Below are 13,487 nucleotides of genomic sequence, written 5' to 3' on the forward strand. Positions count from 1 at the left end.
AGGTGATATCTGTGAACGAACAACTGATTCAACAAATTACGAAGTTAGTTGTTGAAAAATTACAAGCGAATCATTCGGATACAAGCAGTTATAAAAATAACAACGAGCCACTCGTTAACCTGTTTCAACCTACACCAGTAGGAACTAGTCTGGGCGAAGAAAAAATACGTGAGACACCTTCTGGAGAAGTAAAGTTTTTCGGTACAGTTGCTGAGGAAAAGAAGCCTAACCTAACAATGGCGAAGGTAAGCAAAACGGAAACTTCGGTAAGTGATGAGAAAAAAGAAGCCTATTTGGCAGAGCTCCGTAAAAAAACACCTGCTCGAATTGCAGTTGGCAGAGCTGGCTCAAGACCTAAAACAAATACGTGGCTTCAATTTCGTTATGACCATGCGGCCGCTGTAGACGCAGTATATGGTGAGGTGCCAACTGAAATTTTGGATCGTTTAGACTTCTTCCAAGTTCATTCAAAAGTACAGGACAAGGAAGAGTATATTAGACGTCCGGACTTAGGTAGACGTCTATCGGATGATTCCAAGACGACAGTGAAAGCAAAATGCCAGCATGCTCCAACAGTTCAAATCGTTGCTTCGAATGGTTTAAGTGCAATCGCCATTGAAGAGAATTTGGAAGACGTCTATCTTTCTTTAAAGCAATCGTTAGCCAATTTGAACATTGAAGTAGGTACGAGTTTTTATGTCGATAAAGGCAGAGTTGCTTTGATGGATGAAATTGGAGAAATCCTGCAACCGGATATCGTCATTATCTTAATTGGTGAACGTCCTGGACTCGTTTCGGCTGAGTCACTTAGTGCTTATATATGCTACAAACCACGTATTGGAACGATTGAAGCGGATCGCATGGTTGTTTCCAATATTCATAAAGGTGGAATTCCACCTGTTGAAGCGGGAGCCTATTTAGGAACAGTGATTCAAAAGATCTTGAAGTATGAAGCAAGTGGCGTTTCACTCGTGAAGAAGGAAGGATAGGAGGCGTGCAGATGTCATGAAGAAAATTCATGCAGAAATTTTGTCTATGCAAGTGATCCCGAATGTAGATGCTGGGTTAGCAGCGAAGTTCAATTTAAAATCGCATCAGCGAAGTTTGGGGTTGTTTACAACGACGATTGATGACGTTGGTTATACAGCCGCCGATCAGGCGACAAAGGATGCAGATGTTGAAGTGGTCTACGCAAAGAGTTTTTACGCAGGTTCAGCACATGCATCAGGTCCACTCTCGGGAGAATTTATCGGTATCATAGCTGGTTCTTCTCCAGACGAAGTGAAAAGTGGTCTTGATTCAATTCGGCTGACAGTTGATAGTGCGGCTTACTTTGAAGCGATTAATGATGATGACAACCATGCATTGTATGCACATACGATTTCAAGTTGCGGTCACTATTTAGCGGAGGTTGCGGGTGTTGCGACAGGACAATCGCTCGCGTACTTGATCGCTCCACCTATCGAAGCAATTGTAGGACTGGATGCGGCATTAAAGGCGGCGGATGTTAGCGTATGTGAATTCTTTGCCCCACCTTCTGAAACAAACTTTGGCGGCGGATTATTAACAGGCAGTCAGTCTTCTTGTAAGGCGGCAGCGGATGCGTTTCGAGAGGCTATTTTGAATATGGCGAATCGGCCCTTGGAGTATTAAGAAAGGAGGGAGTGCAATGGTAACAGCGATAGATGCTGATTTATTAGCTCTCCAGGAAATGCGTACGGCTGTGCAAACGGCTAAAGAAGCGCAATTGGCTTATATGAGTTTTACACAAGAGCAAGTGGATCGAATTGTGAAGGCAGTTGCGGATGCAGCTTATGCACAGTCAGAGCGACTTGGTAAGATGGCAGTAGAAGAAACAGGAATGGGTGTAGCTGCCCATAAAACGATTAAAAATGAAGTTGGCTCAAGAGATGTTTATGAAAGCATCAAAGACTTGAAAACAGTCGGTGTGGTTGGAGAAGACAAAGTAAAAAAAGTGGTGGAGATAGCAGCTCCTTTTGGTGTAGTAGCGGCTATTATTCCGACAACAAACCCAACGTCAACGGCATATTTTAAAACCTTGATTGCCTTAAAAACAAGAAATTCGATTGTCGTCAGTCCGCATCCATACGCAGTCCAATGTACGCATGAAGCATTGAAGGTTTGTGATGCAGCGGCAGTGGCGGCAGGTGCACCAAAAGGGTTAATCCAGTGTTTAACAATGGCTTCGATGGGGGCAACGCAACAATTGATGACGCATCCCGATGTGAATTTAATTTTAGCTACGGGTGGTAGTGCGTTGGTAAAAGCGGCTTATAGTTCTGGGAAACCTGCATATGGAGTCGGTCCCGGCAACGTTCCTGTTTATATTGAACGTTCTGCCAACATCGAAAAAGCGGTAAAGAATATTATTGATAGTAAATCTTTCGATTACGGAACGATTTGTGCGACAGAGCAGGCGATGGTGGTAGATCGTAATGTTGTCGAGCTGGTGAACCGTGAATTAAAGAAAAATGGTGCCTATATTTTATCAGATGAGGAAAAGCGTATCATGGAAAAAGTGGTTTCACCTATTCCAGGAAAAGTGAATCCGAAAATTGTTGGCAAAAGCCCACAATTCATCGCGCAATTGGCAGGCATCACACTCCCAGAAGGAACGCGTGTCATCATTGGGATGGAAACGAAGGTGGGGAAGGATATTCCTTTCTCTCTTGAAAAGTTATCGCCTGTTTTCGCTATGTATGTAGCGTCGGATTTGAATCACGCCAAGGAGCTTTGCTTGTCCTTATTAAATTTGGGTGGTCGTGGGCACTCACTTTCGATTCATACAGAAACAGATGCGATTGCGCGTGAATTCGCAGTAGATATGCCTGTTTCACGTATTTTAGTTAATACGATGTCATCTGTTGGGGCAGTCGGTGGGACAACTGGCCTAATGCCCTCTATGACGCTTGGTTGTGGGTCATTCGGTGGTAACATTACATCTGATAACGTAACAGCGAAGCATTTGTTGAACATTAAACGAATGGCTTATGGTATTAAAGAAGCTCAGCTTCCACAACATACAGCTGATTCAACCGAAGACATGACACAGCAAGTCGTTTCACAAGTATTGAAATCTATGGATTCAAGTGATGCGATCAATCCCGAAATGGTGAAAGATCTAGTCAATGAAATTGTAAAGAAATTATCAAACTAAAAATTACTAGGAGGAAACAAACATGAGCAGAGAAGGATCAGCATTAGGAATGGTAGAAACTAAAGGATTAGTCGGTGCAATTGAAGCAGCGGACGCAATGGTGAAGGCAGCAAGTGTAAATCTAGTTGGAAAAGTACATGTAGGTGGCGGAATTGTAACAGTTTTAGTACGTGGAGATGTAGGCGCAGTGAAAGCAGCTACAGATGCAGGAGCAGCAGCAGCACAACGTGTAGGAGAATTGCTATCTGTTCATGTCATTCCAAGACCACATGATGAGTTGGAAATGCTACTACCTAAATCAGACAACTAATTGTAACGTGCTGTAAAGGAAAGGCGGTAACGACATGGATCAGCAATTGATTGAAAAAATTGTGGGGGAAGTACTTGGTCAGCTAACAAAAGTAGACAGCGGACCAAAACAACAGCCTGTACTTTCTGCTAATACAATTCCAATCGCTGTTTCTGCTCGTCACGTCCATTTGTCGCAAGAACATGTGGAGATACTGTTTGGCAAAGGGTATGAGTTGACAAAGAAATCCGATTTGTCCCAACCAAACCAATTTGCTGCGAATGAGACAGTAGTCATTGCGGGACCAAGAGGGAGCATTGAACGTGTTCGTGTACTTGGTCCTGCACGCTCGTTGACGCAAGCAGAAGTCAGCTGGACAGATGCTATGAAGCTCGGCATTAAAGCACCGCTCCGTGAATCTGGAAATATTGCAGGTTCAGGAGCATTTACGTTAATCGGGACAAAGGCAAGCCTTTATCTCGAGGAGGGCTTAATCATTGCCCAAGCACATATTCATATGCAACCCCAGGATGCTACGGAATTGGGTGTACAGGATGGCGATTATGTAACGGTAGAAGCAGCTGGTATACGACCAATTGCTTATCAGAATGTAAAGATTAGAGTTTCCGAGCGCTATCGTTTAGAAATGCATATCGATACAGATGAGGCCAATGCGGGTTTAATTACACAGGGGACAATTGGTTATGTTGTTCGTCCTGGTGAGGCTAACCGAAAAGTAGTAGAGGAGCATAGAGCTCCTGAGAGTATTGTTAACAAGCAGTATAACTTTACCAAGAAATTACTGTCCAATGATGATGTCAGAGATATTGAAGAATCTGAAATTGTCGTGGAAAAAGGTACAATCATTACAGCACTTGCACGTGATACAGCTAGAGATTTAGGTAAATCTATTTCCGTTAGAAAATAGAAAAAGGTGATAGACTATGCGTCTAGGAAAAGTGATTGGCAACGTTTGGGCGACACGTAAAGAAGAAGGACTGCAAGGTGTGAAGCTGTTAATTATTCAACCTGAGGATGCCTATGGAAATGCGGTTAGAACCCACTTCGTCGCAGCCGATCGACTCGGTGCCGGAATCGGTGACCAAGTCATTGTAACGAGTGGGGGTTCATCACGTTATATTGACAAAGATAACCCTATTCCGATTGATGCAGTAGTGATTGGAATAATTGATTCAACAGAAGTGAAGAGAGGTGAAATTGATGAGTCAAGCGATCGGAATGATTGAAACAAAAGGATTAGTTGGTTCCATGGAAGCGGCAGATGCAATGATTAAAGCGGCCAATGTAAGGCTCATTAAACAAGAGTTCGTGGATGGTGGAATTGTAACGGTTCTAGTTCAAGGTGACGTAGGCGCTGTGCAAGCCGCTGTCGAGGCTGGTCGTGAAGCTGCCAAGCGTGTAGGAGAGCTGTTAGGATCACACGTCATTCCGCGCCCGGATGAGTCCGTTTATAATTTGGTTAAACCTCTTGACCCGAAAAAACAACAGACGAAATCCAAACCGGCACCTGCTGCTAAAGCACAAACGCCGAAAAAAGACTGAGGAATAATCGTGTGAAAGGGTGAGTATAGTTGGCTTTTCGAAGACATAAAATCGCCGTCATTGGTGCGGGATATACCGGCGCCACTGTAGCTTTACTGTTAGCACAAAAAGAATTGGGGGATATTGTTTTACTCGATATTCCTGAACAAGAAAGCCCGACAAAAGGAAAGGCGTTGGATATGCTTCAAACGGGACCTATTCAACGTTTTAATGTGAAAATTACGGGAACGTCAAATTACGAAGATATACAAGATGCGGACATGGTTATCATTACTGCGGGGATCGCAAGAAAACCTGGCATGAGTAGAGACGACCTTGTCACGACGAATGCGAAAATCATGCGTGCTGTATCTGAGCAAGTGAAAAAATATGCACCAGAAAGTACAATTCTCATTTTAAGTAATCCGGTAGATGCCATGACCTATGTGTGCTATAAAACGACTGGATTCCCTAAAAATCGGGTAATTGGTCAATCGGGTGTACTGGATACAGCACGTTTTAATACCTTTGTTGCTGAAGAGTTAAATATTTCAGTGGAAGACATTTCGGGGTTTGTTTTAGGGGGGCACGGGGATGATATGGTGCCACTCGTTAGATATTCTTATGCTGGTGGTATACCTTTAGAGAAACTCATACCACAGGATCGTCTTGATGCAATTGTGGAGCGCACAAGAAAAGGCGGAGGGGAAATTGTTTCCTTACTTGGCAATGGAAGTGCCTATTATGCACCTGCAGCCTCACTCGTCGAAATGGCAGAAGCAATTATTAAGGATAAAAAGAGGATATTGCCTTCGATTGCTTATTTGGAGGGTGAATACGGCTACAATGGGCTGTATTTAGGCGTCCCTACTGTGATTGGTGGCAATGGAATCGAAAGTATCATTGAACTACCGCTGACAAATGAAGAGCAGATAGCGCTTGATAAATCGGCAGAGGCAGTTCGTTCAGTCATTGACATTTGCAATCGTTAAGAACAAGGTGAGCAACTATTATGCATAGTTGCTCACTTTTTTTGTTTAAATCAATTTCATAATTACTTATTTCTGTTAAAAAGACGAATAATTATTTATCAATCCGATTTAGTGTTCGTCAATATGATATTGTAATCTTGTTGATTGGAGCGTAAGGCGGCGACTCCAGCGAAAGCCGTTACGAAGAACGGCTTTTGCGAACAAAAGCGAAGCGTTGAGAGCAGGATGCCTTAATTTCCGCAAAGAACGCAGAAATACGGCAAATCGAACCCTACGCTGTTCGATTGGCTGAAGCCGTGCCCGCGGAAAGCGTCCGCCTGAAGCGGAAATCAACATTGTTCGTGTTATTTGCTTAAAAGTTCTATTATGAAATTGATTCGTTTAAATAGAAATAGCATTGTTCAAAAAGTAGGGAGAATTCATATGCGACTGGATGGAGCCTGTCATCTTCAGGCCGCTTTTCCACGCGCTTATATGCAGGGCGAGTAGTTCAGTCGCTTGAATGGTATTCGGCACGTATAGGTTGAGTGAAATACATTGATCGATATGACGTTGGCGGGCTGCATTTTGCTTCAATGTCCATTGTTGGTCGATGAAATAGGCTGATTTATAAAACCAACGCGTTTCCGGATTTAAATCGGGTGCAATGACTGGAATGGCTCCATCTAGCTGTTCTTCCACATAATATTTTTGAGTGATAGGTTCAACGCCGATGGTAGTAGCTGCTAGGGGCGCTGTCGATGAATGGGATGCTACTGCTGTCATAGAGCCGTTCCGCACCCCGTTTAACGCAACATCTGTCCGAAGTGATTGCCACGTTTTTGAATGGTATCCCCTCTTTTCAAAATACGCTCCGTTATGCCAGTCTGATTCTTTGAATAGTGGATAAGCTCCTTTTTCTTTAGCAAGCGTCATCGAAGCAGCTATCGTTAAATAGGCGATGTTCTCATATAATTTATCGGCGAATGCTACTGCCTCTGTTGATTCCCAACGGATTTTAGATAAAGCAAGTAAGTGGTGCCAGCCCGTTGTGCCGAGTTGTAGACCACGAAAATGAATATCTTCTGGTGTTGAATGAATGTTTAGGTCAATGGCATTGTCGAGCATACGCACTTGAATTGTGATGAGACGCTCCAATACACCAGCAGGCACCGCGCGGCCAAGGTTGATGGACGAATGGGTAAGCTGAGTTGGTTGTGTAGCGACAATCCTGACTTCAGATTTATCTACATGTTTATTTACTTTTTTCCGCTGGACTTCATCCTTATAATACATATGTGGAAAGCCTGTTGTCAGTTGGTTATGCATGATTTGCTTCATAAGGTCAATAGCGAAAATGGTCTTTTTGCTAAGTTTGGGATGTTTCACACACGCCATGTATTTTTCACGGAATGAGCCTCCCCCCTTCTGTTCATCATAAAAATCCTCAAGGGAATACCCCATAACCGCCCGCACCTCATATGGGTCGAACAAATACCAATTGCCACGGGATTCAACTTGTTCCATAAATAAGTCGGGGATATAGATAACTCTGTCACCTGTCGTACCATCAAGAAACTTGAAAATATCAATGTGGTGGACATCTAGGTAACTAGTAAATGTTGTTTGCTTGTTGTCACCCTGTTTTTGAAGTTTTCCAGCGTTCAGCAAGCTCGGTAATTCGGCAGTCATATATAGATGACTCATTGCCCAATAGGCCTCTGCTATTTTTTCAAGCCGTTGCTCTGTCTCATTTTGCATCAGAATCATTGCGATGATGAGCCATCGTTCTTGAGGAAGTTCAACAGGTTCATTGTCCGTATCCTTAGTAATATAGTTACTCATCATCATTTGCAAGGCACTGTAACTGAATAGTTTGTCGCGTTCCGGGGCGATCAAATTCCCAATAAACCGAAGCTCTTCTTGTGAATAACGTTCAACTAAAATCGGGTCATACGAACCAAGTGCTACCAGCCGAGTAATATGTGTCGCAAAATCCGTGTAAATGTTCGAGTCACGCTGTCTAGTATAGAGGTCATGAAGATGAATTCGTGTTGCGATAAAGGTCCAGTGTGGTTCGTGCTCACTCAATTGGCTAAGAGCGTGCGAAATCATTGATTTCGACCAATCTGCGTGGCTGCCGTTAGGGAATTTTTTGATCCATAATGTACTTTCTTCCAATAAAGAGGCTACTGCCTTCGTCCCAAAATCCATGGATAATTCAGTTAATAAATCTTGCTGTTTTGTTTGGCTAGACATTTTTTGTCTCCTTCCATGATTGTTGTTCAGAATCAAGCTGAATTCGCTCTTCAAAACAAAAAAGCAATAGTTCTACCTTTTCGGTAGAGCTATTGCTCATGGATCATTCGTTGGAAACAGAAGAGGGCCGTCCACATCATTTAAGATAGTCGCAGAACGACAGATTGATGGCGGGAACCTGCTCGCTTCCACCTCTCAACCCCCGAAGAAAGTGTCGCTTGACGATGGAGGGCAGGTCTTCTGGCTTGCGCTTCATTCTTCCGGCCAGCCTTCCCATGGATATTTCCACAGTGGCTTCTTTGGCGGTCGTCAGCGCTAACAGTTGCGGGGACAGCTCCGGATTTTCCGGATTCCCTTTTAAACCGATATCGGTACCCATTCATCGTTCAATAACTATATAGTGTGTACAATTTGCTAACTTAACACTACCATGTAGCCGGCAAAACGTAAAGGAGGAAGGGGCAATTTTGCAAGGCGGTCATAAGGTGGCTCATGCCGGTCATAACGCCCGTACCGCTGTGAAAAAACCGCACCCCTTCAACAAGAGGTGCGGCTCCGCATTTCGTCATTCTTCAATTAACCCTGACTCGATCAAAAATTCCTGTGCCACTTTTTCAACCATCATGCCTTCATTATCAACTTTAGCGTTCATTTTCTGCATCGCTTCTTCGTCGATCATGCCTGCTAGCTGCTTGAGTACCTCTTCAATTTCAGGGTACTCTTTAAGTGTTTCTTTTCGTACAAGCGGCAGTGCATGGTAGGGCGGGAAGTAGGATTTATCGTCCTCCAATACGCGCAAGTCGTAATCCTGTAACTGACCGTCTGTTGTGTAGGAGTTGATGACGTCGACTTCTTTGGCGCCGATGGAACGGTACATAATACCATGGTCCATTCCTTTGACGTCTTTAAATTTCAAGCCATATTCATTCTGAAAGCCGGGCAAGCCGTCTGGTCGGTCAATAAATTCAAAGACAGCACCGAGTATGAAGTCTTCGGAAACTTTGGCGAAGTCGCTGAACGTCTTGACGCCAAGTTCTTCGGCTTTTGATTCATCTAACGCTAATGTGTACGTATTATTGAAGCCAAATGTGTCGAAGGCGATAATGCCATCTTCATTGACAAGTCGTTTCGTAGTCGCGAGTGTCTCCTCGGCCGTGCCAGGATCTTCATGGTAATAGTTGACGACAATTGTCCCGGTATAATCGGGTATGACATCGATGAGACCATTCAACATAGCATTCCAGACGACGTTCGAGCCGCCGAGATTTTCTTTGTAAACGACTTCAATATCTGTTTTATGTTCAATTAATTGCCCCATAACATGGGACAAAATAATGCTTTCTGTATTGTTTCGAGAGCCTAGTGTTAGTGAATCTTTTTCGATGAAAATACAGCCTGACAGCATGCTGGCTACAAGTAGTGTCAGCATCAATACGATGAATTTATTTTTCATACTTACTTCAATCCTTCCGGCGTTGTCCATTTTTCAATTGCACCGAAGAGGGTTTCAAGTACAATCGCAAGAAGTGCAGCTGGAATTGCGCCAAGTAAAATCAAACCATCAATGCCACGTGTAATACCTAGGAAAATGAAATCTCCAAGTCCACCTGCGCCAATAAATGCTGCCAGTGTTGCTGTCCCGACGTTAATGACCGCGGCAGTTCGAATACCAGCCATAATGACAGGAAGGGCTAATGGCAGTTCCACTTTAAATAGAATTTGCATACTTGTCATGCCCATTCCTTTCGCCGCTTCAGTCGTCGCTTTGTCGACGTCTTTAATACCGGCGTACGTGTTGCGAATTATTGGCAACAAGGAGTACAGAAATAGTGCCGCGATTGCCGTTTTCACACCAATCCCAAAAATCGGGATCATGAAACCGAGCAAGGCAAGACTTGGAATCGTCTGCATGACACCAGCACCGCCAAGTACGACTGTTGTGAGTTTTGGAACACGAGTAATCAAAATACCGAGCGTAATCCCAAGAGCGATGGCAATGAGCATCGAGAAAAATACAAGTTGAATATGGACGGAAGTTGCTTCAAGCACTTCTTTCCATCTCATTTGTGATTGTTGAGCGAGTTGTTCCCAAATTGTTAAGTTATTCATTGGCTTTCCTCCGTTTCTGTCCACTGGCTGGACATAGCGGATAGCAGTGAACCTCGTGTCACGACACCTAATATTTTTTGATGTTTATCAACGATTGGAATAATACCTAAAGGTGCGTTATCCATCATAATAATAGCGTCTTTAGCGGTAGCTTCCTCGTGTAAGAACGGCTCCCGTGACCCCATAATTTCATCAATCGCTTGAATAGTATCTAGTTTTTTAATCAAATCATACGCGGAAACAATTCCGAGTAATTTATTGTCATCATCGACCACAATAAGGCTTGTAATTTTGCGCTGCCGGATAAGAGAAAGTGCTTTTTCCGGAGAGCGTTGAGGAAGAGAGGTAACGACCGATTCCGACATAATTTCGGTAACTGGCATGAGTTCAGGATTTTGGGTAATTCGATGTTTCCCAATGAACTCCTCTACAAAGCCGTGGGCTGGTTCATGTAGTAATTTCTCTGGAGTGTCCAACTGTAGAAGCTTACCGTCTTTCATAATAGCAATACGATCGCCCATTTTTAACGCTTCGTCCATATCATGTGTCACGAAAACAAATGTCTTATTCAACTTTTTGTGCAATGCACTTACTTCTGCTTGCAGTTGATCGCGTGTTAGTGGATCTAATGCGCTGAATGGTTCGTCCATTAAGATGATGTCGGGATTGCCTGCAAGAGCTCTTGCGATGCCAACACGTTGCTGTTGACCACCTGAAAGCTCCTTTGGGTAGCGTGTGGCAAATATGTCTGGATCAAGACCGACTAAATCGAGAAGCTCGTTGACACGGGCTTTGACTTCCTTAGGATTCCAGCCTTTTAGTTGGGGAACAATCGCGATGTTTTTTTCGATGGTATAGTGGGGGAAAAGACCAATTTGTTGAATGACATAGCCTATGTTTCTACGTAATTCTGACGGATTATAGGAATTGATATCTTTGCCGTTGATAGAAATCGTTCCACTTGTATGTGGTTCCATCTTGTTAATCATTTTCATCGTTGTCGATTTACCCGAACCACTTGGTCCAATCAACACGAGAAATTCACCTTGCTGAATATCAAAGCTGACAGATTTTACAGCTTGGAATCCATCACCATACACTTTGCTTACGTTTTCAAATTTTAGCATACGTACCTCCTGTAGTTTTTAAAAGAAGAAAAATATTTTTAAAAGTAGATGAAAAAATAATTTCTACTCAATAAAAAAGAAGCTCTATTTAGCTCCAATACTTGCTGGAACAATGCCTCGTATATACAGTATATCATAAATCGTTAAATTTTGCACTATTTACACTTGTTTCTATTATACGCTCTATTTATTGCTCGGTCGCAACAATTTCAATTAGAATGGACGAAGGGAAGGAAGTGTATCGTAAATGGATATGACGATTTTCATTGTTGAGGATGATGTCGCGATTTTTAATTCATTGAAAGAACGGCTTGGACAATGGTCACTTCATGTAACAGGACCAGATGATTTTCATGATGTTATGGGGGCTTTTGTTCAAGAGAAGCCGCATTTGGTGATGATGGATATTCAGTTGCCTGCCTACGATGGTTTTCATTGGTGCCGTGAAATTCGTGCAGTGTCGAAAGTGCCCATCATTTTTTTATCATCCCGTGATCATCCAATGGATATGGTCATGGCGATGAATATGGGAGCGGATGATTATATTCAGAAGCCGTTTCATACAGATGTGTTGCTGGCGAAAGTTCAAGCGATTTTACGACGTACCTATGCCTATGGGGAAGAGACGTCAGATGTACTGGAATGGAATGGTGCAATCATTGATATGAAGCGTGGTATTATTCGAAAAGATGGGACGGAAGTGGAATTGACGAAAAACGAGTTTTTTATCTTGGCAGTACTCGTCCAATCGACGGATGAGATTGTATCGCGTGACGATTTGATTCGCAAACTGTGGGATGATGAACGGTTCGTCAATGACAATACGCTGACTGTCAACGTGACTCGATTGCGTCAAAAGCTTACAGAGCTTGAGCTTGGCGAAGCAATCGTTACGAAAAAAGGGCTCGGCTATATGGCGGTCACAGTTTAGAAAGGGGCAACTATCCACATGTTCAGAAGTTATTTAAAAGATATGGCTAGCTGGATTAGTTTTTTCTTGTTGTCACTTGGCTTTGCAGATATGATAATTTGGCTTGATCAGGGAATCGACACGAAATTTTCGTCTGTGTTGTATGTGAATATTTTACTGATTATAGCCCTTATTCTATTTGTTTATTGGCGGTATAGAAAAGAAATGACGTTTACAAAAGAGTTAGTCACGTTCACAGGTGGTTCTACGATTGATTGGCATGAAGCATTGCCAGAAAGCCCTTTTAAGCGTGATGAAATAACGAAGGAAGTGTTGCAAGTAGCGGCGTTATCCTTTTCAGAGAAATTGGCTACTATTAAACAGGCAAATGTTATTGAAAGTGATTATACCGCTGCCTGGATACATGAAGTGAAAGCGCCGCTTACCGCGATGAAACTACTAATTGACGCTCATCGAACAGATCCGGCTATTCGCAAACTGGAAGCGGAATGGCTACGCGTCTATCTGTTGATTGATCAACAATTGTATATATCTCGCCTGCCGACCCTCGAATCGGATTATCTTGTAGAAGCTACTGCTATTCAACGATTGGCCGCTGCGGAAGTACGGGAATTGGCTACATGGTGTATGGAGAAAAATATTGCTGTTGAATTTGAAGGGGAAGACGCGAGGGTAGTAACCGATGTTAAATGGAGTCGATTCATTATCCGTCAAATCTTGACGAATGCAGTAAAATATAGCAGTGCGGGCAGTACGATTTGCATCTTAACTAGTATCAAGTCAAATGGTAACGTTGCACTGACCATAAAAGATGAAGGTCCAGGCATAAAATCGCACGATCTTCCCCGCATTTTCGATAAGGGATTTACTGGGGGGGCGGGACGACTTCAAAATGCCGCAACAGGACTCGGACTTTATCTAGCAAAAACAGTGGCGGATAAGCTTGGCATCACTTTGGCTGCAGAGTCAATTGTGAATCAGGGTACGACGATAACGATGATATTTCCGACTGAAAATGAATTTGATAGTATACAAACGCCGAGTAAGAATGGCTAAAAAATCCGTAAAAGTGATAGCTGCT

Annotated in this window: 14 protein-coding genes and 1 riboswitch; of the genes, 10 read left to right on the forward strand and 4 right to left on the reverse strand. The window is 43.1% G+C overall.

Features of this window, described 5'->3' with window-relative positions; translation table 11 throughout:
• Positions 1-11 precede the first annotated feature (11 nt).
• Genes eutC through mdh form a run of 8 tightly spaced genes read left to right on the forward strand, consistent with a single transcriptional unit; the run spans position 12 to position 6,001 of the window.
• Positions 12-989 carry an ethanolamine ammonia-lyase subunit EutC gene (eutC, locus tag R2B77_RS05335; protein WP_203247485.1) on the forward strand — a complete coding sequence of 326 codons (978 nt, stop codon included), beginning with the start codon at positions 12-14 and terminating at the stop codon, positions 987-989.
• Positions 990-1,005: 16 nt separating this feature from the next.
• Positions 1,006-1,653, forward strand: a complete 648-nt coding sequence (gene eutL / locus R2B77_RS05340; RefSeq protein ID WP_203247486.1) for an ethanolamine utilization microcompartment protein EutL — start codon at positions 1,006-1,008, stop codon at positions 1,651-1,653.
• 16 nt (positions 1,654-1,669) lie between these two features.
• Positions 1,670-3,178, forward strand: coding sequence for an aldehyde dehydrogenase family protein (locus R2B77_RS05345; RefSeq protein ID WP_203247487.1), 1,509 nt, complete (start codon positions 1,670-1,672; stop codon positions 3,176-3,178).
• Between the two features lie 22 nt (positions 3,179-3,200).
• On the forward strand, positions 3,201-3,488 hold the full coding sequence (locus R2B77_RS05350; protein WP_203247488.1) for a BMC domain-containing protein: 288 nt from the start codon (positions 3,201-3,203) through the stop codon (positions 3,486-3,488).
• Between the two features lie 34 nt (positions 3,489-3,522).
• Positions 3,523-4,395 carry a phosphate propanoyltransferase gene (gene pduL / locus R2B77_RS05355; protein WP_203247489.1) on the forward strand — a complete coding sequence of 291 codons (873 nt, stop codon included), beginning with the start codon at positions 3,523-3,525 and terminating at the stop codon, positions 4,393-4,395.
• A 16-nt stretch (positions 4,396-4,411) separates the two neighbouring features.
• Positions 4,412-4,714 carry a EutN/CcmL family microcompartment protein gene (locus tag R2B77_RS05360; protein WP_203247490.1) on the forward strand — a complete coding sequence of 101 codons (303 nt, stop codon included), beginning with the start codon at positions 4,412-4,414 and terminating at the stop codon, positions 4,712-4,714.
• On the forward strand, positions 4,689-5,030 hold the full coding sequence (locus R2B77_RS05365; protein ID WP_203247491.1) for a BMC domain-containing protein: 342 nt from the start codon (positions 4,689-4,691) through the stop codon (positions 5,028-5,030). The genes R2B77_RS05360 and R2B77_RS05365 overlap by 26 nt, the downstream gene beginning before the upstream one ends.
• A gap of 29 nt (positions 5,031-5,059) precedes the next feature.
• On the forward strand, positions 5,060-6,001 hold the full coding sequence (gene mdh / locus R2B77_RS05370; RefSeq protein WP_203247492.1) for a malate dehydrogenase: 942 nt from the start codon (positions 5,060-5,062) through the stop codon (positions 5,999-6,001).
• A 381-nt stretch (positions 6,002-6,382) separates the two neighbouring features.
• Here the strand turns inward: mdh and R2B77_RS05375 are convergent, their stop codons facing one another.
• From R2B77_RS05375 to R2B77_RS05390, 4 genes are all read right to left on the reverse strand, one after another.
• Positions 6,383-8,239, reverse strand: a complete 1,857-nt coding sequence (locus R2B77_RS05375; protein WP_203247493.1) for a ribonucleotide reductase N-terminal alpha domain-containing protein — start codon at positions 8,237-8,239, stop codon at positions 6,383-6,385.
• Positions 8,240-8,452: 213 nt separating this feature from the next.
• Positions 8,453-8,634, reverse strand: a riboswitch (cobalamin riboswitch).
• 170 nt (positions 8,635-8,804) lie between these two features.
• On the reverse strand, positions 8,805-9,722 hold the full coding sequence (locus R2B77_RS05380; protein WP_232843460.1) for a glycine betaine ABC transporter substrate-binding protein: 918 nt from the start codon (positions 9,720-9,722) through the stop codon (positions 8,805-8,807).
• Entirely contained in the window at positions 9,695-10,348 is a 654-nt protein-coding gene (locus R2B77_RS05385) for an ABC transporter permease (RefSeq protein ID WP_203247495.1), read from the reverse strand. Before R2B77_RS05385 ends, R2B77_RS05380 begins: the two co-directional genes overlap by 28 nt.
• Positions 10,345-11,475: a betaine/proline/choline family ABC transporter ATP-binding protein gene (locus R2B77_RS05390; protein ID WP_203247496.1), complete on the reverse strand. Its 1,131-nt coding sequence runs from the start codon at positions 11,473-11,475 to the stop codon at positions 10,345-10,347. Before R2B77_RS05390 ends, R2B77_RS05385 begins: the two co-directional genes overlap by 4 nt.
• Positions 11,476-11,722: 247 nt before the next feature.
• Between R2B77_RS05390 and R2B77_RS05395 the strand changes: the two genes are divergently transcribed.
• On the forward strand, positions 11,723-12,406 hold the full coding sequence (locus R2B77_RS05395) for a response regulator transcription factor (RefSeq protein ID WP_322555658.1): 684 nt from the start codon (positions 11,723-11,725) through the stop codon (positions 12,404-12,406).
• A gap of 18 nt (positions 12,407-12,424) precedes the next feature.
• Positions 12,425-13,462: a sensor histidine kinase gene (locus tag R2B77_RS05400; protein ID WP_203247497.1), complete on the forward strand. Its 1,038-nt coding sequence runs from the start codon at positions 12,425-12,427 to the stop codon at positions 13,460-13,462.
• The last annotated feature ends 25 nt before the right edge of the window (positions 13,463-13,487 follow it).

The sequence above is a fragment of the Sporosarcina beigongshangi genome, assembly GCF_033485195.1.
GTDB classification, from domain to species: Bacteria; Bacillota; Bacilli; order Bacillales_A; family Planococcaceae; genus Sporosarcina; species Sporosarcina beigongshangi.